General features: G+C 69.1%; 16 protein-coding genes. 14 read left to right on the forward strand and 2 right to left on the reverse strand.

What is annotated here, in order from left to right; translation table 11 throughout:
- The first annotated feature begins 38 nt into the window (after positions 1 to 38).
- From JGS22_RS16680 to JGS22_RS16725, 10 genes are all read left to right on the forward strand, one after another.
- Positions 39 to 2,528 carry an ABC transporter substrate-binding protein gene (locus tag JGS22_RS16680; protein ID WP_211039393.1) on the forward strand — a complete coding sequence of 830 codons (2,490 nt, stop codon included), beginning with the start codon at positions 39 to 41 and terminating at the stop codon, positions 2,526 to 2,528.
- Positions 2,529 to 2,697: 169 nt separating this feature from the next.
- Positions 2,698 to 4,563, forward strand: coding sequence for a translational GTPase TypA (gene typA, locus JGS22_RS16685; RefSeq protein ID WP_211039392.1), 1,866 nt, complete (start codon positions 2,698 to 2,700; stop codon positions 4,561 to 4,563).
- Between the two features lie 578 nt (positions 4,564 to 5,141).
- Positions 5,142 to 6,179, forward strand: coding sequence for an ABC transporter permease (locus JGS22_RS16690; protein ID WP_211039391.1), 1,038 nt, complete (start codon positions 5,142 to 5,144; stop codon positions 6,177 to 6,179).
- Positions 6,180 to 6,277: 98 nt separating this feature from the next.
- Positions 6,278 to 8,080, forward strand: a complete 1,803-nt coding sequence (locus JGS22_RS16695) for an ABC transporter substrate-binding protein (protein ID WP_211039390.1) — start codon at positions 6,278 to 6,280, stop codon at positions 8,078 to 8,080.
- A 113-nt stretch (positions 8,081 to 8,193) separates the two neighbouring features.
- Positions 8,194 to 9,171, forward strand: coding sequence for an ABC transporter permease (locus JGS22_RS16700; RefSeq protein WP_211039389.1), 978 nt, complete (start codon positions 8,194 to 8,196; stop codon positions 9,169 to 9,171).
- A 16-nt stretch (positions 9,172 to 9,187) separates the two neighbouring features.
- Positions 9,188 to 10,243, forward strand: a complete 1,056-nt coding sequence (locus JGS22_RS16705; protein ID WP_211039388.1) for an ABC transporter ATP-binding protein — start codon at positions 9,188 to 9,190, stop codon at positions 10,241 to 10,243.
- A gap of 11 nt (positions 10,244 to 10,254) precedes the next feature.
- Positions 10,255 to 11,367 carry an ABC transporter ATP-binding protein gene (locus JGS22_RS16710; RefSeq protein ID WP_211039387.1) on the forward strand — a complete coding sequence of 371 codons (1,113 nt, stop codon included), beginning with the start codon at positions 10,255 to 10,257 and terminating at the stop codon, positions 11,365 to 11,367.
- Between the two features lie 444 nt (positions 11,368 to 11,811).
- Complete coding sequence (locus JGS22_RS16715) at positions 11,812 to 12,807, forward strand: ABC transporter permease (RefSeq protein ID WP_236073178.1); 996 nt, start codon at positions 11,812 to 11,814, stop codon at positions 12,805 to 12,807.
- A gap of 62 nt (positions 12,808 to 12,869) precedes the next feature.
- Complete coding sequence (locus JGS22_RS16720) at positions 12,870 to 14,675, forward strand: ABC transporter substrate-binding protein (RefSeq protein WP_211039386.1); 1,806 nt, start codon at positions 12,870 to 12,872, stop codon at positions 14,673 to 14,675.
- A 172-nt stretch (positions 14,676 to 14,847) separates the two neighbouring features.
- On the forward strand, positions 14,848 to 15,825 hold the full coding sequence (locus JGS22_RS16725; protein ID WP_211039385.1) for an ABC transporter permease: 978 nt from the start codon (positions 14,848 to 14,850) through the stop codon (positions 15,823 to 15,825).
- A gap of 64 nt (positions 15,826 to 15,889) precedes the next feature.
- Here JGS22_RS16725 and JGS22_RS16730 read toward each other — a convergent pair whose 3' ends face one another.
- Positions 15,890 to 18,058, reverse strand: coding sequence for a S9 family peptidase (locus JGS22_RS16730; RefSeq protein ID WP_216815019.1), 2,169 nt, complete (start codon positions 18,056 to 18,058; stop codon positions 15,890 to 15,892).
- Between the two features lie 280 nt (positions 18,059 to 18,338).
- Here JGS22_RS16730 and JGS22_RS16735 point away from each other — a divergent pair, with 280 nt between their 5' ends.
- The 4 genes from JGS22_RS16735 to JGS22_RS16750 all read left to right on the forward strand — a co-directional run bounded on the left by JGS22_RS16735 (position 18,339) and on the right by JGS22_RS16750 (position 21,743).
- Complete coding sequence (locus JGS22_RS16735; RefSeq protein ID WP_211042060.1) at positions 18,339 to 18,533, forward strand: hypothetical protein; 195 nt, start codon at positions 18,339 to 18,341, stop codon at positions 18,531 to 18,533.
- A gap of 82 nt (positions 18,534 to 18,615) precedes the next feature.
- Positions 18,616 to 19,488: an N-acetyl-1-D-myo-inositol-2-amino-2-deoxy-alpha-D-glucopyranoside deacetylase gene (gene mshB / locus JGS22_RS16740; protein ID WP_211042061.1), complete on the forward strand. Its 873-nt coding sequence runs from the start codon at positions 18,616 to 18,618 to the stop codon at positions 19,486 to 19,488.
- Positions 19,485 to 19,904 carry a DUF6113 family protein gene (locus JGS22_RS16745; protein ID WP_211042062.1) on the forward strand — a complete coding sequence of 140 codons (420 nt, stop codon included), beginning with the start codon at positions 19,485 to 19,487 and terminating at the stop codon, positions 19,902 to 19,904. The genes mshB and JGS22_RS16745 overlap by 4 nt, the downstream gene beginning before the upstream one ends.
- 78 nt (positions 19,905 to 19,982) lie before the next feature.
- Positions 19,983 to 21,743, forward strand: coding sequence for a hypothetical protein (locus JGS22_RS16750; RefSeq protein WP_211042063.1), 1,761 nt, complete (start codon positions 19,983 to 19,985; stop codon positions 21,741 to 21,743).
- A gap of 119 nt (positions 21,744 to 21,862) precedes the next feature.
- Here JGS22_RS16750 and JGS22_RS16755 read toward each other — a convergent pair whose 3' ends face one another.
- Positions 21,863 to 22,732, reverse strand: coding sequence for a transglutaminase-like domain-containing protein (locus JGS22_RS16755; protein WP_211042064.1), 870 nt, complete (start codon positions 22,730 to 22,732; stop codon positions 21,863 to 21,865).
- Between the last annotated feature and the right edge of the window lie 199 nt (positions 22,733 to 22,931).

A 22,931-nucleotide genomic window follows, 5' to 3' on the forward strand; every position in this document is an offset into this window, starting at 1 on the left:
TGGCACGGGCGGCGCCGGCTTCTCGGAGGTAGACAGCCATGCCAGCCTCGCCGTTCAACGACTCCGCCGTTCGGCGCCGCTGCGTGGCCGTACTCGCCGCGGGCGCACTGCTGCCTCCCGTACTGGCCGGCTGCACCGGAGGCGAGGAGCCCGCCGAGGGAAAGAGCGGCGCCGCACGGGACATCGCCCCCGACGCCCGCGACCGTACGGCCGCGGGCGGCAGTCTGCGCTGGGCGGTCGACGCGATGCCCCGTACGCTCAACGCCTTCCAGGCGGAGGCCGACGAGACCACCGACCGGATCGCCGAAGCCGTACTGCCCACGCTCTTCCCGCTCGACAGCCGGGCCCGGCCGCGGCTCAACCGCGACTATCTGGAGTCCGCCGAGGTCACCAGCCGCGAACCGCAGCAGACGGTCGTCTACACGCTCAGCCGCAAGGCGCGCTGGAGCGACGGGAAGCCGGTCACCGCAGCCGACTTCCAGGCCCAGTGGAAGGCGCTCAGCGGCCGGGAGAGCGCGTTCTGGAGCGCCCGCAACTCCGGCTACGAGCGGGTCCACAAGGTCACCCGGGGCGAGAACGCGCGGCAGGTGAAGGTCACGTTCGCCCGCCCGTACAGCGACTGGAAGTCGCTCTTCAGCCCGCTCTACCCGCGTTCGGTGATGGGCGACCCCTCCTCCTTCAACGACAGCGCACGCACCCGGCTCCCGGTCTCCGGCGGGCCGTTCAGGCTCAAGGGCGGCAAGGTCGGGCGCAAGGACAAGACCGTCACGCTGGAGCGCAACCCCCGCTGGTGGGGCGAGCGCGCCAGGCTCGACACCATCGTCCTCACCCCGGTCCCGCGCGCCCAGCGCGCCAAGGCGCTCGCCGCCGGCCGGCTCGACCTCGCGGAGATCGACCGGACGGACCTGCGGCTCTTCGAGCGGCCGGACAGCTCGAACAAGCCCCCGGCCGCCCGTCCCGAGGAGGAGTCCGCAGCCGCAGCCTCCGACGAGGCGTCAGCCTCGAGCGGGACCGCGTCGGACGAATCCTCTTCCTCCTCCTCGCCGTCGTCCGGCGCGACAGGGAAGAGCGAGAAGCCGGACGCCTCGACGAGCCCGAGCGCGAGCGAATCCCCGAAGTCCGACGCCTCCGCGACGTCCGAGAAGCAGAGCCCGAGCGCCAAGCCGAGCGGCAGCGCGGACGCCGAGGACAAGGACGAGAAGAGCGCCGAGGACACCAAGGACACCAAGGACACCAAGGACGAGGACGACGACAACGACAAGGACGCCGACGAGAAGGACGAGAAGAGCGACAAGCTGACCAAGAAGGAGCGGAAGGCGGCCGAGAAGGCGCGCAAGGCGGCCGAGAAGGCCGCCGCCGCCCGCCGGAAGGCCGCCGAGGAGCGGCGCAACCTCGCAGCCCTCACCGTCCGCCGCGCACTCGGGCCCGGCTACACCCAGCTCGCCCTCAACGGCACCTCCGGGCCGCTCCAGGACGAGCGGGTGCGCCGTGCCATCGGTCGGGCGCTCGACCGGGAGAAGCTCGCCGAATCCGTACTGAAGCCGGTCGGACTGCCCGCCGAGCCCCTCGGCAGCCATCTGCGCGGTTACGACCAGGACGGATACACCGACTCCAGCTCCGCCATGGGGGACGGCGGCAGGGAGGCCGCCGCCGCCCAGCTCGCCGCCGCGGGCTGGCAGGGCGGTCCGGCGCTCGGCACTCACGAGGCCGCCGAGGAGGACGCCAAACCGCAGGGCGACACATCGCGCAACGCCAAGGCCGCCTCGCGCGGACTGCTCGCCACGCTTCGACACGGCGCGGCAACCGCGCACGCGGGGCTGCTGCGTCAGAACGCGCATCTGGACGCCCGCTTCGCCGAGCGGGCGGAGAAGGACGAGGACGAGGCCGCCGAGCGGCTGGACGAGCGCGCCAAGGCGTCCATGAAGCGCGCCGACCAGGCCGACCGGGCGCTCGGCCGCTGGGTCGGCGGCATGCTCAGCGCCGAGGGCGGGCTCGTACGGGCCAAGCAGGGCAAGAAGCTCCAGCTGCGGATGGTGGTGCCGGCCGGTCCCGGGGCCGAGCAGCTGCGCGCCACCTCCAAGCGGATCGCCTACATGCTGGAGGAGGTCGGCATCCGCGCCGAACTCCACGAGGTGCAGGACGAGGCGTACTTCGAGGACCACGTCGCCTCGGGCGACTTCGACCTCGCGCTCTACTCCTGGCCCGTGAGCGCCTATCCGGTGACCGACGCCCGCCCGCTGTTCGCCAAACCGGTGCCCGCCCCGGACGGTTCGCTGCTGGTCGAGCAGAACTACACCCGGGTCGGCACGGACCAGATCGACTCCCTCTTCGAACAGGCCGTCACCGAACTCGACGACTCCGCACGGGCGGACGTGCTCAAGCAGATCGACGCCCGGGTGTGGGCGGTGGCCGGTTCGATCCCGCTGCACCAGCGACCCGAACTGGTCGCGGCCGACCGCAGACTGGTCAACGCCGGCGCGTTCGGCTTCGAAACCCCCCGCTACCAGGACATCGGCTACCGGAAGTAGCCGCTGCCGCACGGCGGATGACCGCCGGACACGGCCCGGGACGAGAGGTGAGGTCCCGGGCCGTACCATGGGTGGGTATCCAGGCCGCGGCGACATGATCAGCGCGGCGGGCGCGCGGCCGGTCAAGGTCGCGACGCCGACCACGACACCGGAAGAAGCGTCCGCCAGCATGCCCACGCGCAACGACATCCGAAACGTCGCCATCGTCGCTCACGTCGACCACGGCAAGACCACCCTCGTCGACGCAATGCTCAAGCAGGCCGGCGCTTTCGCCGCGCACCAGCAGGTCGACGACCGGGTGATGGACTCCAACGACCTCGAGCGCGAGAAGGGCATCACCATTCTCGCGAAGAACACCGCGGTCAAGTACCACCCCAAGGACGGCACCCCGCCCGTCACGATCAACATCATCGACACCCCCGGCCACGCCGACTTCGGCGGCGAGGTCGAGCGGGGGCTGTCGATGGTCGACGCGGTGGTGCTGCTGGTCGACGCCTCCGAGGGCCCGTTGCCGCAGACCCGTTTCGTGCTCCGCAAGGCGCTCCAGGCGAAGCTGCCGGTCATCCTGTGCATCAACAAGACCGACCGCTCCGACTCCCGCATCGCCGAGGTCGTGGACGACACCTACGACCTCTTCCTGGACCTCGACGCCGACGAGGAGCAGATCGAGTTCCCGATCGTCTACGCCTGCGCCCGGGACGGCGTCGCTTCGCTGACCAAGCCCGAGGACGGCACCGTGCCGGCCGACAGCGACAGCCTGGAGCCGTTCTTCACCACGCTGCTGCAGACCGTCCCCGCGCCCTCCTACGAGGAGGGCGCACCGCTCCAGGCGCACGTCACCAACCTGGACGCGGACAACTTCCTCGGCCGGATCGCGCTCTGCCGCGTCAAGAACGGCACCCTCAAGAAGGGGCAGACCGTCGCCTGGATGAAGCGCGACGGCAGCGTCCAGAACGTACGCGTCACCGAGCTGCTGATGACCGACGCGCTCACCCGCAAGCCCGCCGAGGAAGCCGGGCCCGGTGACATCTGCGCCGTCGCGGGCATGTCCGACATCATGATCGGCGAGACCCTCGCCGACGCCGAGAACCCGGTCGCGCTGCCGCTCATCAAGGTCGACGAGCCGGCGATCTCCATGACCATCGGTACCAACAACTCGCCGCTGGTCGGCAAGGGCGGCAAGGGCCACAAGGTCACCGCACGCCTGGTGAAGGACCGCTTGGACAAGGAGCTCATCGGCAACGTCTCGCTGCGCGTGCTGTCCACCGAGCGTCCGGACACCTGGGAGGTTCAGGGCCGCGGTGAGCTGGCACTGGCCATCCTGGTCGAGACGATGCGCCGAGAGGGCTTCGAGCTCACGGTGGGCAAGCCGCAGGTCGTGACGCAGGAGATCGACGGCAAGCTGCACGAGCCGGTCGAGCGGATGACCATCGACGCTCCCGAGGAGCACCTGGGCGCCATCACCCAGCTGATGGCCAGCCGCAAGGGCCGTATGGAGACCATGACGAACCACGGTTCGGGCTGGGTGCGCATGGAGTTCATCGTGCCCTCGCGCGGACTGATCGGTTTCCGCACCGAGTTCCTGACCGAGACCCGGGGCACCGGCATCGCGCACTCGATCTCCGAGGGCCACGAGCCGTGGTTCGGCGAGCTGCGCACCAGGCACAGCGGCTCGCTGGTCGCCGACCGTGCGGGCATGGCGACGCCGTTCGCGATGATGAACCTCCAGGAGCGCGGCACGATCTTCATCGAGCCGGGCACCGAGGTGTACGAGGGCATGCTCGTCGGCGAGAACTCCCGCTCCGACGACATGGACGTCAACATCACCAAGGAGAAGAAGCTCACCAACATGCGTGCTGCCAGCGCCGACACCACGGAGAACCTGGTGCCGCCGCGGAAGCTCTCGCTGGAGCAGTCCCTGGAGTTCTGCCGCGAGGACGAGTGCATCGAGGTGACCCCGGAGACCGTGCGCATCCGCAAGGTCGTCCTCGACCAGCGCGAGCGCGCCCGTACGCTCTCCCGCTCCAAGCGCTGACGCGGACACCCTCCGAGGCGTGACGGCGCGGTACCCGGCTTCCGGGTGCCGCGCCGTTCCTCGTGCCCGGCCGGCAGGGGCGTGTCGGTGGCCTGCCGGGGTCTGCCGGGGCGGCGCGGGACGGCGTGCTGCCCGCTCGGGCGGCCGGCTTGTGAACCGGCGGGCGGAGAGCGGAAGATGAGGCGGGCCGGGCGCGTCGACCACGTCCCGCGGACGCTTTTCGAGCCGCGTCAGTGCCGCTGCTTCCCGCGCCCCGGGTCGTCCAGCGACCCCCGCGGGTTCGTACGCACTTCAGAATGTACCGTCCGCATATCGGCGCAGTGTCAGTTTTATTGCGGACTGGTCAAGGCGGAAAGTAGAGCAATGTCTGAAATGCCGCCCTGGTTCATCACATGTCAAGCACGTGCGTGAACCGATCTGCATAATCTTTGCGCAAGAAGCTTCACCTGGGATTCTGGCCACCCGGAATCTCTTGACGGCCTGCTGTGTTCGTTGCAAGAGTCCGCTCATCCCATGGCACATCCTGTGCCACCGAATGACCGGGTTCCGCCAAAGACAGAGCGCGGGGGCACAACGCGATGACCAGTCCATCCCAGGCTGACCTCATAGCCGGGAACGGCACCACTGACGGGGAGTCAGATCCTCCCAAGAAGGGGAAGTCGACTTCCTCGGACGATCTTGTGGGTCGTTCACCCGGCCAGCTGATGTGGACGCGCTTCAAGCGCGACCGTACCGGCGTGATCGCCGGCTGTGTAGTGATTTTCTTCTTCGTGATCGCTGCGCTGGCGCCTGTCATTGCCAAGCTGTACGGCAAGAACCCGTACACGCTCTACAGCCAGGAGGACTACAGCCTCCTGGACGAGTACGGGTACCCGACCGGCAACGCCGGCGGAATCTCGGCGGACTTCTGGTTCGGCATCGAACCGAACATGGGCCGGGACATCTTCACGCAGCTGCTGTACGGCATGCGGACGTCCCTCTACACCGCGCTGGTCGTGGCCGTGCTCGCGGCGCTGACCGGCGTCATCATCGGAGTGACCGCCGGCTACATGGGCGGCAAGGTCGACTACTGGCTCAGCCGGTTCACCGACTTCGTGATGGCTTTCCCCAGCCAGCTCTTCCTCATCTCGATGACCCCGGTCATCACCGCCATCTTCGTCGACCCGCAGAAGGAGACGCCGGTCCACATCCGGTTCTTCGCGATCGTCGGCATCCTGTGGGTCCTCGGTTGGATGGGCATGGCGAGGCTGGTGCGCAGCCAGACCCTCTCCCTCCGAGAACGCGAGTACGTGGACGCGGCCCGGGTCTCCGGAGCCTCCAGCGCGCGCATCCTGCGCAAGGAGCTGCTGCCGAACCTGCAGTCCACGATCCTGATCCAGGCGAGCTACATGCTCCCCTCCGCGATTCTCACGATCGCGTTCGCCTCCTTCGTCGGTGTGGGCTTCCAGGAGCCGACACCCGACTGGGGACGGATGTTCGCGACCGCAGGTCGCATCTACGAAGACAACCCGATGTACATGCTCTTCCCGGGCGTGGCGATGGTGATCTTCATCCTGGCGTTCAACCTCTTCGGCGATTCCGTCCGAGATGCCATTGACCCCAAGGCCGGACGCTGACGCGTCTCCCTTGACCCCCAGGGCTGCCACCCTGCACCGGGTTTCCGGAGCCGTCAGGCAGCGTTTCGAACTACAACGACAGGCAGGTGCTCATCAAGATGAGGCTCTCATCTACGCGCAAAGCTCGCGCCATCGTGGTCGCCCTCGCGGCCGGGTCGCTCGTCCTGACCGCATGCGGCGGCAACAACGGCGGCGGTGACGGCAAGGACAACTCCAACACCCAGGACGACGCCGCGGCGCAGTCCAAGCCGGTCGAGTTCGGCGACGCCGAGGCCTCCAAGGGCCCGGCCGAGCCGATCAAGGGTGCCAAGAAGGGCGGCACCATCCGGGTCTACCAGGAGTCGGACTTCACCCACCTCGACCCGGGCCAGATCTACGTCTCGGACGCCGGTCAGCTCTCCTCGCTGATCCACCGCGGTCTGACCACCTACAAGCAGGACGACGAGGGCGGCCTGACCGTCGTCGGCGACCTCGCCACCGACTCGGGCACCACCGAGGACGACGGCAAGAGCTGGAAGTTCACGCTCAAGGACGGCGTCAAGGACTCCGACGGTGACGAGATCACCTCGAAGGACCTCCGCCACACCATCGAGCGGCGCTACGCCAAGTTCCAGACCGAGGGCCCGACCTTCATCCAGGAATGGCTCTCCGGCTCGGGCACCACGTACCGCAAGGCGCTGCCCGACGGTCCGTACGAGGGCAAGCACCTGCCGGACAGCGTCCTGGAGACGCCGGACGACAAGACCATCATCTTCAAGTTCAAGACCGCGCGTCCGGACCTGCCGCAGGCCCTGACGATGCCGGGCTACGCCGTGGTGCCCGAGGCGAAGGACACCAAGGAGAAGTACACCAACGGTCCGGTCGCGCTCGGCCCGTACAAGATCAAGGAATTCAAGCGCGGCAAGGGCATGCAGCTCGAGAAGAACGAGCACTGGGACGCGGACACCGACCCGATGCGCCACCAGTTCGTGGACGGGTGGAACATCACCTACAACCACAGCCGGGCCGACCAGACCAAGCGGATCATGTCCGACCGCGGCGAGGCCAAGGACTCGATCCAGCTCTCCGGATCGGTCGACACCCCGCAGGTCAAGAAGGTCGTCGAGGACCCGGAGATCAGCAAGCGGACGATCCAGGGCTACCAGCCCTACGTCTGGCAGCTGAACATGAACATGGACCGCATCAAGGACAAGCGGGTCCGTGACGCCATCACCCACGCCCTCCCGCAGAAGGCCATCCTGCGCCCCGACGGCGGCGCCTACGGCGGCGAGCCGGCCGGCGGCCTCCTGGCCCCGACCCTGCCCGGCTACGACAAGAGCTTCGACCCCTACGACAAGCTCAAGAAGCCGAACGGCGACCTCGAGAAGGCCAAGGAGCTGCTCAAGGAGGCCGGCAAGGAGGGCATGACTCTCGTCTACGGTCACGCCGCCGAGCCGCACCGCACCGAGCAGGCGGTCATCGTCGAGAAGGCGCTGGAGAAGGCCGGCTTCAAGGTTGAGAAGAAGGACATCCCGGGTTCCGCCTGGTACGAGACGGTCGGCAAGGTCGACAACAAGCTCGACATCTACATGACCGGCTGGGGCCAGGACTGGCCGTCCGCCACCACCGTCGTGCCGGTGCTCTACCACGGCGGCAACATCGCCGACGGCAAGTCGAACTACTCGCACATCGATGACAAGAAGGTCAACGAGCAGATCGACAAGGCTCTGGAGATCACCGACCCGGAGGAAGCCCAGAAGGAGTGGGTGAAGATCCACGAGTACATCGTCGAGGAGATCAACCCCGCCGCTCCGATGTACTACACCAAGCAGCTCCAGGTGTACGGCTCCAACGTCGGCGGCGCCCGGTACGGCCAGGTCAAGAGCTACATCGACCTGACCCGCCTCTACCTCAAGAGCTAACAGCACGACGCAAGTGAGCCCCCGGGAGTGCGCGCGCGGCGAAGCGCACATTCCCGGGGCTCGCCCCGACTCCACCCTCCACCCCTCGCCGCCCTTGAGAGCAGCGGACTGCCATGCTTCGTTTTCTTGTTCGCCGGGTGCTAGGCGCCTCGGTGATCCTCCTGTTGATCAGTGCTGTCACGTTCTTCCTCTTCTTTGCCGCGCCCGGTGACCCCGCGCTGCTGGCATGCGGAAAGAACTGCACCCCCGACGCGCTGACGATCATTCGCGAGAACCTCGGTCTCGACAAGTCGATACCCCACCAGTACTGGCTGTTCCTCTCGGGCATCTTCACCGGCAGGGACTTCGCGATCGGCCACTGCGACGCACCCTGCCTCGGGGTGTCCTTCAACGATCGCACGATGGTGTGGGACACCATCATCGACCGCCTGCCGGTCACCGTCTCGCTCACCGTGGGCGGTCTGATCATCTTCCTGACCCTGGGCATCGGCGCCGGCCTGCTGGCCGCCGCCAAGAAGGGCACGATGGTCGACAAGGCGGCGAGCTCCACCTCGCTGGTCCTGAGCTCCCTGCAGATCTACTTCATCGGCCCGGTCGTTCTCGGCGCCGTGGTGTACAGCACGGGCTGGCTCGACGCCCCCCAGTACAACGAGTTCTTCGACGGCCCCATGGCATGGGCAGCCGGCTTGTTGATCCCCTGGGTGGTCATGTCGCTGATCTTCACCGCGCAGTACACACGTATGACGCGCGCCATGATGATCGAGCAGCTACAGGAAGACCACGTGCGCACGGCCAGAGCCAAGGGCATGGGCAGCAAGTACGTTTTCTTCCGCTACGCCTGGCGCGGCGCGATGGTCCCGATCGTCACCATCCTCGGTATGGACCTCGGAGGCATGCTCGGTGGCGCGGTGGTGACCGAGATGACCTTCGGTCTCGCGGGCATCGGCCGACTGGCCGTCGACTCCGTGGTCAACGTCGACCTGCCGCTGACCATGGGTGTCATGCTCGTGGGCGCGACGTTCATCCTCCTGTTCAACATCCTCGTGGACGCCGCGTACGCCTTCATCGACCCGCGCGTGCGACTGTCCTAGGAGAGCACCAGTGACAATGACCAAGACTGCGGACTCCTCCGCCCCGGCCGAGTACGACGGCAAGTTCCTCTCGGTGAACGACCTGCGCGTGCAGTTCTCCACGGAGGACGGCATCGTCAAGGCCGTCGACGGTCTCTCCTTCGACCTCGAGCGCGGCAAGACCCTGGGCATCGTGGGCGAGTCCGGTTCCGGCAAGTCCGTGACCAACCTGTCCATCCTCGGTCTGCACAACTCGAAGACCACCGAGGTGACGGGCGAGATCCTGATGGAGGGCGAGGATCTGCTCACCGTCAAGGAGAAGCGCCTGGAGCACCTGCGCGGCAACAAGATGGCGATGATCTTCCAGGATCCGCTGACCGCGCTCTCGCCCTTCTACACCATCGGCCGCCAGATCATGGAGCCGTACCGCAAGCACACCGGGGCCAGCAAGAAGGACGCCCGCGCGCGTGCGATCGAGATGCTGGAGAAGGTGGGAATCCCGCAGCCGAACAGGCGCGTGGACGACTACCCGCACCAGTTCTCCGGCGGTATGCGCCAGCGCGCGATGATCGCCATGGCCCTGGTCTGCGACCCGGACCTGATCATCGCGGACGAGCCGACGACCGCGCTGGACGTCACCGTCCAGGCCCAGATCCTCGACCTGCTCAAGGAGCTCCAGCAGGAGTTCGGGTCGGCGATCATCTTCATCACCCACGACCTCGGTGTCATCGCCAACATGGCCGACGACATCATGGTGATGTACGGCGGCCGAGCGGTCGAGCGTGGCAGCGTTTCCCAGGTGCTGTACGAGCCCGACCACCCGTACACCTGGGGCCTGTTGTCCTCGATGCCGAGGCTGAGCGGTGACGTCAACGAGGAGCTGCGGGCCATCCGCGGCACCCCGCCCTCGCTGCTCAACCCGCCGCCGGGTTGCGCCTTCAACCCCCGCTGCGACTTCGCGGACCAGGTGGCCGGCAACAAGTGCCGGGAGGTGCGCCCCGACCTCGGCGAGGGCCGTGCCGCCGCGTGCCACCTCTCGGCAGACCAGAAGCAGACCTTTTTCGTCGAGCACATCAAGCCCCGGCTGGGCTAGGGAGAACGCACATGAGTGAGGAACTCACCCTGACCAAGCCGACGGACGCGGTCCCGGCTTCCGGTGAACCCCTGCTGACGGCACGGGATCTGACCATGCACTTCCCCATCCACGGGGGCTTTCCGTTCAAGCGGAAGGTCGGTGCAGTGCAGGCGGTCGACAAGGTCGACCTGGACGTCTACCCGGGCGAGAGCTTCGGCCTGGTCGGTGAGTCCGGCTGTGGCAAGTCCACCACCGGACGTCTGCTGACGCGTCTGCTGGAGCCCTCGGGCGGCACCCTGCAGTACCAGGGGACCGACATCACCAAGGCGACCCGCAAGCAGCTGGCGCCGATCCGGTCCGAGATCCAGATGATCTTCCAGGACCCGTACTCCGCGCTGAACCCGCGGCAGACGGTCGGCCGGATCATCACCAGCCCGATGGAAGTCAACGACATCAACCCGTCCGGTGGCCGCGAGGCGCGGGCGCGGGAGCTGCTGGAGATCGTCGGCCTCAACCCCGAGCACTACAACCGCTTCCCGCACGAGTTCTCGGGCGGACAGCGTCAGCGCATCGGAGTGGCCCGGGCGCTGGCGCTGGAGCCGAAGCTGATCGTCGCGGACGAGCCGGTCTCGGCACTGGACGTCTCCATCCAGGCGCAGGTCATCAACCTGATGCAGAAGGTGCAGCGCGAGCTGGGCATCGCCTTCGTCTTCATCGCCCACGACCTCGCCATCGTCCGGCACTTCTCGCAGCGTCTCGCGGTGATGTACCTGGGCAAGATCGTGGAGGTCGGTGACCGGGACTCGATCTACCTGCGTCCCCGCCACCCGTACACCCACGCTCTGCTCTCGGCCGTGCCCGAGGCGACCGGCCCGAGGGAGGACGGCAAGAAGGAGCGCATCCGCCTCGCCGGCGACGTGCCCTCGCCGATCTCGCCGCCCTCCGGCTGCCGGTTCCGCACCCGCTGCTGGAAGGCCCAGGACATCTGTGCGAGCGAGGAACCGCCGCTGGTGCAGATCTCGGGCAACGCCGCCGGTCACCTGACGGCCTGCCACTTCCCCGAAGAGGGCACCACCGAGGCGACCTCCCAGGACGTCGTCATGGACCCGGCGCTGCAGTCGCTGGAGAGCCAGCACGACTGATCGGCCCGCCGGTCGTACGCGCAGACCGCCGGCCACCGACCCCAACGGGGCGGTGGCCGGCGGTCTTTGCGTGGTGGCGGCAGGGGGAGCGTTCATGAAGGCCTCGGCCGGGCCGGCCGCACGGCCTGCTGCCGCCCGGCCGGCCCCTGCGACGCCCGCACGGTCGCAGTCGACCGATTCTGTCCCGGCCGCGTGTCGGGGTCGGATCGCTCGGATTGCCGGCACGTGACGTCCAACGCCCCTGTGGGGCAGGCGAGTTGAGCCGGCGGTCGCGCCCCGAGTTGCACAGATCGCGTCGGCGTCAAGATGAGAGACGTATCGTTCTGGTCCGATTTCAGGCTATTCCGGTGATTCGTTGCGCTACGGCGGTGGATAGCCTTGACCGTCCGTTCCGCTGGTTGCAAGGTCGCGCTGAACCTCACTTCTGTGCGCACCGGGGGGACGTTGACCACGACCGTCGCCAAACCAGTCGAACCGGCCGAACCGACCGAGCCCGAACAGGTCTCGGGGCGTTCGCCGGGCAGCCTCATGTGGCGGCGCTTCAAACGTGACCGCTCCGGCGTCGTATCGGCCTGCGTGGTGCTGTTCTTCTTCGGTGTCGCGCTCTTCGCGCCGGTGATCGCCTGGCTTTACGGCAAGAATCCGTACACCCGTTACGGGCAGGAGCGCGAGGGTCTGCTCAACGAGTTCGAGTACCCGGTCAAGCCCAACGGCGGTATCGACGGCGAGTTCTGGTTCGGCCTGGAGCCGGGGCAGGGCCGGGACGTTTTCACCCAGCTCCTCTTCGGCATCAGGACCTCGCTGGGGATTGCTGTGGCGGTCACGCTGCTCGCCGTTGTCACCGCGATTCTCATCGGAATCGCCGCGGGTTATCTCGGTGGGAAGGCGGACTACTTCCTGAACCGGTTGATCGATCTGCTGATGGCCTTTCCGAACCAGCTCTTCTTTGTGGCGTTCATGCCGATCGTCGCGGCGCTGTTCGTCGATCCCTCGGAGGAGACGCCGACCTACATCCGAGTGGTCTCGGTGGTGCTGGTGCTCTGGTTCCTCGGGTGGATGACGCTGGCGAGAATTCTGCGCGGAGTGACCCTGGGGCTGCGCGAACGGGAATTCGTCGAGGCCGCGAAGGTCAGCGGCGCCTCGCGCTGGCGAATCATCACCCGGGAGCTGCTGCCCAACCTCGTCACTCCGATCCTGGTGCAGGCCACAATCATGCTGCCGAACTTCGTGACCACCGCTGCCGCCCTCTCCTTCCTCGGCGTCGGAATCATGGAGCCGACCCCCGACTGGGGACGGATGTTCGCCCGCGGCGCAGAGGTCTACCAGGGCGATCTGACCTACATGTTCTTTCCCGCGGGGGCGATGGTGCTCTTCATCGTCGCGTTCAACCTGCTCGGCGACTCGGTGCGGGACGCCTTCGACCCCAAGGGCCAGCGGTGATCGGCCGGAAGCGGCAGAGCGAGCGAGGACAGGCAGGTGTGGCAGTGATGAGGAAGACCCTGATGAGCAGGCCCGGAGACCGACGCGGCGGCGCTACCCCCGGAAGGCTGCGCACCGCGCTGGTCGCACTGACCGTCGGAGCGCTGACGGCCACGGGCTGCAGTGCGGGCGGCGGAGGTGGAACCGGCGGCGACGGGGAGGAGGCGGAGACCGCCTCGCCGGTCGAGTTCGAGGGGAAGGAGGAGTCCACCGGCCCGGCGGAGAAGATCGAGGGCGCGCGCAAAGGCGGAACCATTCCGGTGCTGGAACGCGACAGCTACGAGCACCTCGACCCGGCGCAGATGTACGTCGCCGCGCAGACCACCATGGCCTCGCTGATCCATCGCCGACTGACGACCGTCAAGCTCGACAACGACGGCGAGTACAGCGTCGTCGGAGATCTGGCCACGGACTCCGGAACCACCGAGGACGACGGCAGGACCTGGAAGTACACGCTGAAGGACGACATCCGCTTCGAGGACGGTTCGCCGATCACCTCCAAGGACATCCGGCACACCTTCGAGCGGCTGTACGCGCCCTTCATCACCGAGGGGCCGAAGTTCGTCCAGGAGTGGCTGGCGGACGAGAGCGGCGCCAAGGCGCGCGAGATCCTGCCGGACGGGCCGTACGAGGGTGACCACCTGCCGGACAGCGTGCTGGAGACACCGGACGAGAGGACCGTGATCTTCAAGTTCGAGCAGCCGCGCAACGATCTGCCGTACGCGCTCTCCATGACCGGCTACGGCGCTGTCTCCGCCGAGCGCGACACCAAGGAGAAGTACGACCGCAAGCCTGCGACCTCGGGGCCGTACAAGATCGAGGAGTTCAAGCGCGGCCGGTCCATGAAGCTGGTCAGGAACAAGGAGTGGGACCCCGCGACAGACTCCTCCCGGCACCAGTACGTCGACGCCTTCGACGTCACCTTCAACCACGAGTACGCCAAGAGCGCACGGGAGCTGCTGGCCGACTCCGACCCGAACGCGGTCACCTGGAACGGGTCGGTGGACATCGACACCGCCCAGCGGGTGCTCAAGGACGACGCCGCCAAGGAGCGCACCGTCGACGGGTACCAGATCTACGTCGCCCAGATGGCGATCAACATGGATCGGGTCAAGGACCACCGGGTGCGCCGGGCGATCGCCTACGCGATGCCCAACCGGGGTGTGCTGGCTCCCTACGGGCCGGGCGTGGGCGGGGAGTTGGCCGGCAACTACTTCAACCCGATGCTCCCCGGAGCGGACCGCGGGTACGACCCGTTCAACAAGGTGAGCAAGCCCAATGGTGACGTCGAGGCCGCGCGCAAGCTGCTCAAGCAGGCCGACGCCGAGAACTACAAGCTGGTGTACGCCCATGGCACCGCGGACGAGGACCAGAAGGGCTCGGTCGCGGTCGCCAGTGCGCTGGAGAAGGCCGGCTTCGACGTTCAGCGCAAGGAGATCCCGACCGACAACTACTACGACCGCATCGGCAAGGTCGACAACGGCTGGGACATCTACCGCAGCAACTGGGGCCACGACTGGGCGAGCGCCAGCACCGTGATCCCGCCGCAGTACGACGGTCGGGCGATCGAGGACGGCGCGGCGAACTACGCCCACGTCGACGACAAGAAGATCAACTCCGAGATCGACCGGATCGCCGAGGTCTCGGATCCGGAGAAGGCCGCCGACGAGTGGTTCGAGCTGAGCAAGTACATCCTCGAGGACGTCACGCCCGCCGTCCCGCTCTACGCCTACAAGCAGCTCCAGATCGTGGGGTCCAACGTGGGCGGTGTGGTCTTCAACAACGAGCACAGCGGCGTCGATCCGACCAAGCTCTTCCTGAAGAAGTAGCACGGGGCCACCGGGTCCGCGGCCCCGCGCCGCGGACCCGAACAGGCTCCGCCCAGGCCCTTCCGCCGCGGAACACCACACCTTCGTACGTCGCGGCGACCACGCCCCCGTACGCCGCAGCCTGCCGGCACTCGGCCGGCACCGCCATCACGCCAGGGAAGCCGTACTCACCATGATCAGATTTCTGCTCCGCCGCGCGGCGGGCGCCGTGGTCATCCTGCTGATCATCAGCGCCGTGACGTTCTTCCTCTTCTACAGCATCCCCAGGGACCCGGCGCGACTCGCCTGCGGCAAGACCTGCGACCCGGAGTCCCTCGCGATGATCCGAGCCAGCCTCGGAATCGACAAGCCCGTTCCCGCGCAGTTCTGGGAGTACCTGTCCGGCATCGTGACGGGACGCGATTTCGCCACCGGCCACTGTCCGGCGCCCTGCCTCGGGTACTCCTTCCGCGACGAGTCACCGGTGCTCCAGACGATCCTGGACCGGATGCCCACCACGGCCTCGCTGGCCGTCGGCGGCACCGTCATCTTCCTGGTGGTCGGCCTCACGCTGGGCGTCATCGCCGCACGCAACCAGGGCAAGCTGATCGACAAGGGGCTCAGCTCGCTGTCCCTGGTGATGAGTTCGATGCAGATCTACCTGGTCGGCCCGCTCGTCCTCGCACTCTTCGTCTACCACCTGGACATCCTGCCCTCGCCTCGCTACGTGGAGCTGACGGAGGATCCGCTCGGCTGGTTCAGGGGGCTGCTGGTGCCGTGGCTGGTGATGTCGATCATCTTCACCGCCGCGTACACCAGGATGTCCCGCTCGACGCTGATCGAGCAGATGCAGGAGGACCATGTGCGCACCGCGCGCGCCAAGGGCATGTCGGAGCGCACGGTGCTCTTCCGGCACGCGTGGCGCGGTTCGCTGATTCCGATCGTGACGATCCTCGGTGTCGACATGGGCTCGCTCTTCGGCGGCGCCATGGTCACCGAGTTCACCTTCGCGCTGCCGGGGCTGGGCAGGCTGGCGGTCAACTCGGTGATCCAGACCGATCTGCCGATGCTGATGGGCGTGATGCTCTTCGCCGCGGCGGCGATCATCCTGTTCAACGTCCTGGTGGACGCCGTGTATGCCCTGATCGACCCGCGCATCCGGCTCACCTGAACCGGATGCGCGGCGCCGGGGTCGGGCGCGCCGGCGCAGGGGCGCGGGCGTCAGGGCGCGGGGGTCAGAGTGCGGCGGTCAGGCCCAACGAGCGGCGCAGGAAGTCGACCTGGAGCAGGAGCAGGTTCTCGGCGACCTGTTCCTGCGGAGTCATGTGGGTGACCCCGGAGAGCGGCAGCACTTCGTGCGGCCGACCGGCGGCCAGCAGCGCGGAGGAGAGCCGCAGGCTGTGCGCGACCACCACGTTGTCGTCCGCCAGGCCGTGCACGATCAGCATCGGCCGGTGCTCGTCCGCCGCGTTCCGCAGACCTTCGTCGGTGACCACCGAGTTCTCCGCGTAGGTGTGCGGAGAGGTGTTCGGATCGCCGAGGTAGCGCTCGGTGTAGTGGGTGTCGTAGAGCCGCTGGTCGGTCACGGGGGCGCCGACCACGCCCGCGTGGAAGACGTCCGGGCGGCGGAGCACGGCCAGTGCGGAGAGGTAACCCCCGTACGACCAGCCCCGGATCGCCACCTTCTGCAGATCCAGCGGTACTTCGGCGGCGACCGCGTGCAGTGCGGTGATCTGGTCCTCGATGTTGAGCGCGGCCAGGTTCCCCGCGATCGCCTTCTCCCAGGACGGGCAGTCGCCGGGGGCCCCGCGGCCGTCCGCGACGATCACCGCGAAACCCTGGTCCGCGAACCACTGGGAGGTGAGGTACGCGTTGCGCGCGGCCACCACGCGCTGACCGTGCGGCCCGCCGTAGGGGTCCATCAGCACGGGCAGCGGCCCGTCGTCGGAGGAGTAACCGGTGGGCAGCAGGACTGCGGTGGGGATGCCGACGCCGTCCGTCTCCCCGGCGCGCAGCAGCCGCGGCGCGGGGGTGAGGACCGGTGTCGCCGCGTACGAGCCGATCTCGCGGGTGGTGCCCGCGCGCAGGATCTCCGCCCGTGCGCCGAAGCGGTCCAGCGAGGCGGTGACGAGGACGGTCGTGTCCCCGCCCCGCACCGCGGACGCGACCAGTGGTGCGGGGCCGCAGATCCGCTCGGCGGCGGCCCCCGCGGCGTAGGGGATCCGGTGTACGGCCACATCGCCGACCGCGCCGGCGCCGGTGGTGGCGGCACGCCCGGGGGCGGCGCTGACCAGCACGTCGTCAGGGCCGACATCGAGCACCGCGCGCAGGTGCAACTCCGGCCCGGTCAGGGTCCGTTCGCCGACGACCAGGGCACGGGCACCGCTCGCGTCCGAGACGCGCACCAGTTGGCCGTCCGGGCTCCAGGCCGCGCCGCCGGCGATGATTTCCAGCCAAGTATCATCCCGCTCGATGTGCAGGGTGGTCGTCTCGCCGGACTCGACGTCGACGGTGAGATACCGCTGTTCGCGCTGGTCGCGCCGCTGCACCAGCAGCAGCGGCGGCCCGCCGGCCGACCAGTGCGCGGCGACCAGGTAAGGGTGGGTCTCGCGGTCCCACCGGATCTCCGTACGGCTGCTGCCGTCGATGCTCCGCAGCTCCAGGCCCACGTCCGCGTTGGGGGTGCCGGCGGCCGGGTAGGCGATCTCGGAGGGCGGGGACTGGGGGTTCGCGGGGTCGGAGATCCACCAGCGCCGCACGGGTGAGTTGTCGACCCTGGCGACGAGCAGCCGGTCGCTGTCGGGCGACCACCAGTGGCCGCGGTGCCGTTGCATCTCCTCGGCCGCGATGAACTCCGCGAGGCCCAGGCTGACTTCGCCGTTCTCCGGCACGGCCACGGCCGTGTCGGCGCCACCGTCGGCGCGGGCGACCCGCAGCGTCCGGTCGGCGACGTAGGCGATCCAGCGCCCGTCGGGGGAGGGGCGCGGATCGACGACCGGCGCGGGCACCGGAAGTTCGCGGGTGGTGCCGTCGGCGAGCCCGGTCACGAAGAGCCGGCCGGAGAGCGCGAAGGCGGCGAGCTCCACGGCCGCGTCCGTCGCGTAGCCGACGATGCCCGCGCCGCCCTCGCGGCTGCGCTCCCTGCGGGCGCGCTCCTCGGCGGACAGCTGCTCGTCGGCGCCGCCGAGGAGTTCGGCGGGGTCCGCCGCGAGACGTTCCGCATCCCCCGCGTCCGCCGCGAGGTCGTGCACCCACAGTGCGCCCGCCGGCCTCGACGGGGCGGCGGAGCGCAGAAACACCACGCGTTCGCCGTCGGGTGCCACGGTGAAGGAACGGGGCGCGCCCAGCGTGAAGCGCTGCGTACGGGCGTGCTGGCGGGGGAAGCTCTCGGGCTCGGTCGACATGTGCCGAGCGTACGGGGCCTGCGCTCACGGCCGGCAGTGGTCGTCCGGACTTCGGCTGAGGTTTCGTCAGACCCCCGCCCGGGGTATCGCGCGGTTGACCGGAACCGGCTCGACGGAAGACAGAGACATGCGCCCCGTCTGCTCCAATGCTCCAGCGCGTGCTGACTCACCGAAAGTTATGATCAGTTGCGCACCGTCGGACCGTGGGTATGTAGTCCCTGGTATCCCGACGGCATACGCCCTGCCCTTAGCGACCGTACGTCCTTGGAGGTGAGCCGCCGTGGCACTCTCGATTTCGGCGGTGGTGCTGCTGGCGATCATCGTCTTCCTGTTGATCAAGAAGTCAGGACTGAAGGCCATGCACGCCGTGGTCTGTGTGCTCTTCGGCTTCTACCTCGCCAGCTCGTCCATCGCCCCGACCATCAGCGATCTGACCACGAGTGTGGCCAATATGGTGAGCAACCTGAAGTTCTGACGCTCGTCACCGCCACCGATCGCCGTCAGGACGGTCGGTGGTGAGCAAAACACCCAGGGCCGAGCCGCGTAGGCTCGGCCCCATGAGTGAGCACCCCCGCCGTCGCCTGCTGCTCGTCCACGCACATCCGGACGACGAGTCGATCTGCAACGGTGTGACGATGGCCCGGTACGCCGCCGAGGGCGCCGCCGTCACCCTCGTCACCTGTACGCGCGGGGAGGAGGGCGAGGTGATCCCCTCCGACCTCGCCCGGCTCGCACCCGACCGCGAGGACACGCTCGGCCCCTACCGCGTGGGCGAGTTGGCCGCTGCGATGCGGGAGCTGGGCGTCACCGACCACCGCTTTCTCGGCGGCCCTGGGCGCTACCGCGACTCCGGCATGAGCGGAGCCCCGCAGAACGACCGGCCCGACGCCTTCTGGCAGGCGCCGCTGGACGAGGCCGCGGCCCTGCTGGCCGAGACGATCCGTGAGACCCGGCCCCAGGTTCTGATCACCTACGACCCGCAGGGCGGCTACGGCCACCCGGACCACATTCAGGCGCACCGGGTCGCCACCCGGGCGGTCGAGTTGGCCGCGGACGAGACGTTCGGGCCCGAGCTCGGGCAGCCGCACCGGGTCGCCCGGGTCTGGTGGAACTGCGTACCCCGCAGCGCGCTGACGTCTGTCGCGCTCGCGGACAATCCGTTCGAGGCCGCCGTGACCGAGCAGGACGTACCGGGCGTGGTCGACGAGGAGTCGGTCGCGGTCCGGATCGAGGGCGACGCGCGCGAGCGGAGCGCCAAGACGGCGGCGATGGCCGCACACGTCACCCAGGTCCTGGTCAGGGGCGAGTGGTTCACGCTCTCCAACTGGCTGGGGCAGCCGATCCAGACGACCGAGTGCTACCGATCCGCGGTCGGCGACCGGCCGGCGCGCGAGTCGCTGACCGACCTGTTCGCGGGAGTCGAGCTGTGAGTTCCGCCCCGGGCGCGACTGTGCCCACCGCCAGTGCCCGCTTCCTGCGCGTCGCCGGCCTCGTCCTGCTCGTGCTGCTGGGGGTGCTGGTCGGCGCGACCGGCCTGCTGGTGCACGCGGGCTGGTTCCCCGGCGGCCTGCTCCTCGCGCTCGCCGCCCTCGTCGGCGTGTGCGTGGCAGGAGCCGACCTGGCCGGCGGACGCCCGGGTGCGCTCGCCCCCGGACTCGGCTGGGCGCTGGTCGTCCTGCCGATGACGTTCTGGACGACGGGCGAAGGGGACTTCCTCGCCACGGATCTGACGGCTGCTCTCTTCCTCTACGGAGGCATCATCGCGGTCGTGATCTGCGCCACCCTCCTTCCCTCCACCCGGTCACGATTCGGCCTTCCTGGAGACCCCGCCGGACGCCCCCAGTAAGGTGGGCCCCGCCGGCGCGCCGTACTGGCAATTCCAGCGAGACGACGAGTGCGGCAGATCCAACCGGGAGAACCTGCCTTGAGCCGTGAAACTGACAGTTCGTTTCCGAAGGGAAACGAGCCGGACGAACCCAAGACCGAGACGACGCTGACGACCCGGATTCGCATCAACATCCCGGGCTCCAGGCCGATTCCGCCGGTCGTGGTACGCAAGACGGTGGACCCCGCGGAGGCATCCGACTCCGCGGACGTGGACGAACAGGCGCAGTCCAGAACCGGGCAGCAGCCCGCCGCGCAGTCGCCGAACCCCGCGGAGGGCTCCAGAAGCGGCAGCGACTGGTTCGCTCCGCGCAAGCAGCCGATGGGCGCGCCCGTCGACGACCAGGGCCCCACCGGGACTCCTCCCGACGGCACGCCGGTCGTCCCGCTCCGTACGGACACCCCGCACGCGGGCACACCCGCCTACGGACGTGCGGGGCCCGCTGGCGAGCCCTCCGCGTTCGACGGCATGTCCGCGTTCGACGGTGGCCCGCCGCACTCCGCGGGAAGTTCGCGGCAGTCACCGCCGACCGGCCCCACCAGCGGCCCGGCCGGCGGCGACATGCCGCTGCTGCCGCCGCAGTTCCAGCAGGCGCAGGGCGCGGAGCCGCCGACTCGGCCCGGGCCCACCCCGCCGCCGGGCATCACCGAGATGATGAAGCCCCCGGTGGCCACCCACGACGACCGGACCGGTGAACAGCCGCAGGCGGGCGACCCGTTCGCGGGGTTCTCCTCCTCCGGAGCGCCCGCGGGGCCCGAGGGCCCCGAGCCGGTGGCCGGCCCGAGGACCGAGCCCTCCGAGGCCGAGGCCGAGCCGTTCGCCTTCAGCGACCCGAAGCCGGCCAAGCGCAAGGGCCGCTCCGTGCTGGTGCTGCTGGGCGTCGCCGGTGCTGCCGTCTTCGCCATCGCCTACGGAGCCGGACTGCTCCTCAACCACTCCGATGTGCCCAACGGCACCACGGTGCTCGGCGTGGACATCGGCGGCTCCACCCGCGAGGAGGCGGTCGACAAGCTCAACTCCGCGCTGGGGGACCGCGACACTGCCGACCTCAGGATCACCGTCGAGGGCGGGGAGCAGACCCTCAAGCCGAGCGTCGCCGGACTCGGCATCGACACCGACGCCACAGTGCGGGGCGTCACCGGCCGGGACTACAACCCGATCTCGGTCATCGGCTCGCTGCTCGGGACCAGCCAGGACGTCGAGCCGACCTACACCGTCGACGAGGACAAGCTGAACGCGGCCCTCGAAGGGCTCGGCGGTTCGGGCAAGTCCGCCGAGGGCATGGTGAGGTTCGAGAACGGCGAGGCGGTACCGGTGCCCGGCCGGGCAGCGATGGCGATCGACTCCGAGAAGTCCGCCGCCGCGCTCGAAGCCGCGTACAAGGAGCGTGCGGCGGGCGGGAAGGACGAGCCCGTCACCCTGCCCGTCAGCAAGCAGCAGCCGAAGATCACCGAGCAGGAGATGCAGCGCGCCGTCAAGCAGTACGGCGAGCCCGCGATGTCCGGCTGGGTGTGGCTGAAGGCAGGCGGCGTCGAGGTGCCCTTCAGCGAGAAGTCCATCAGCGACTTCTTCACGCTGCGAGCCGGCGGCACGAGCCTTCAACCGCACGTGGACGCCAAGGCGTTGGCCCAGAAGTACGGCGGCGCCTTCGAGGGGATCGTGGTGGATGCCGGCACCGGACCGGTGCCGATGACCGCCGAGCACGCCAGGGCCGCCGTCACCAAGGCCCTGATGCAGAAGGCCCCGGCCGAGCCCGGCAAGCGGGTCGCCGAGGTGGAGGGCGCCCGAAGCGGGAGCTGACAACGGCGAGAGGGGCCCGGGCACTTCGGTGTCCGGGCCCCTTCCGTCTTTACGAGCGGCGGGTTCGATCGGCCCCGCCGCCTCTTGGCGGCGCGGCCCCGAGGCCCCGCCTCGGCGGCTCAGTTGAGCCGGGCGCGGGCGATCCGTGCTTCACGGTGCACGGCGTCCGCCGCCTGCGGCTCGGCGGCGGCGATCAGCTCCGCGTACTCCTCCAACTCCTTGGCGCCCGCGGTGAACTCGCCGCGCTCGACGAGCACTCTCGCGCGCTCGTGGCGCAGCCGCAGCGGATGGTGGGGGAGCAGCAGTGACAGGTCCAGGGCGGTGAGCCGAACATCGGTGCGCTCGGGGCGGCGGGCCGCCCATTCGCGGATGTTGTTCAGCACCCGGAGCACTGTCTCCAGCGGTCCGGCGGCCTCCATCATGGCCCGCGACAGCGGACGACCCGTAGTGCCGCTCACCAGCAGTCGGGCCTCGGTCTCGGGCAGCAGACGTCCGCCCGCGAACGGGTCGGCGAGCACCAACTCGCCCTGTCGACCGCCGAACCCGACGACGTAGTGCCCGGGCAGCGCCACACCGCGCACCGGCGCTCCGGCTCTGCGCGCGACCTCCAGCCAGACGACGGAGAGCAGAATCGGCAGACCGCGCCCCCGCCGCAGCACCGCGTCCAGCAGCGAGGACTCCAGGTGTGCGTAGTCCCCGGCCGCACCGCCGAACCCGCAGTCCTCGCCGAGGACTTCGGCCAGGGTGCGCGCCCACTGTTCGGGGGTGCGTCCGCGCGCGTACGGGAGCAGGCCGCTCAGCCGGTCGAGCTCCACCTGCCCCTCGTCGACGGTCCGTTCGGTCTTCGCGGGGTCCGCGGCGTCCGGGCAGGCACCGACCACCGCGCCCAACAGCAGGCAGAGCAGGGCCAGATCGGGTTTCTCGGCGCGTGCTGCTTCGGCGAACCATTCGCGGGGTTCGCCCGGCCCGTCGCCGTCCGGCTCGCTCATGCTGCTCTCCTCGACTCCCCGGCTGCTGCAATCCCTGCTGTGCGGATCCCTGCTGTGCGGGACCCGATGTCCGTACCCCGGCGGTCCGAGTCGCCGCGGGCCCGGCCGTACGCGTACCGCAGGGTGGTGCGCGCCGCCCGTACGGACCGCCGAACTCCGCTCCCCGTACGCCCCGCTGCCGTACGCCGTCGCGTCCATC

The organism is Streptomyces tardus (assembly GCF_018101125.2).
Classification (GTDB): Bacteria; Actinomycetota; Actinomycetes; order Streptomycetales; family Streptomycetaceae; genus Streptomyces; species Streptomyces tardus.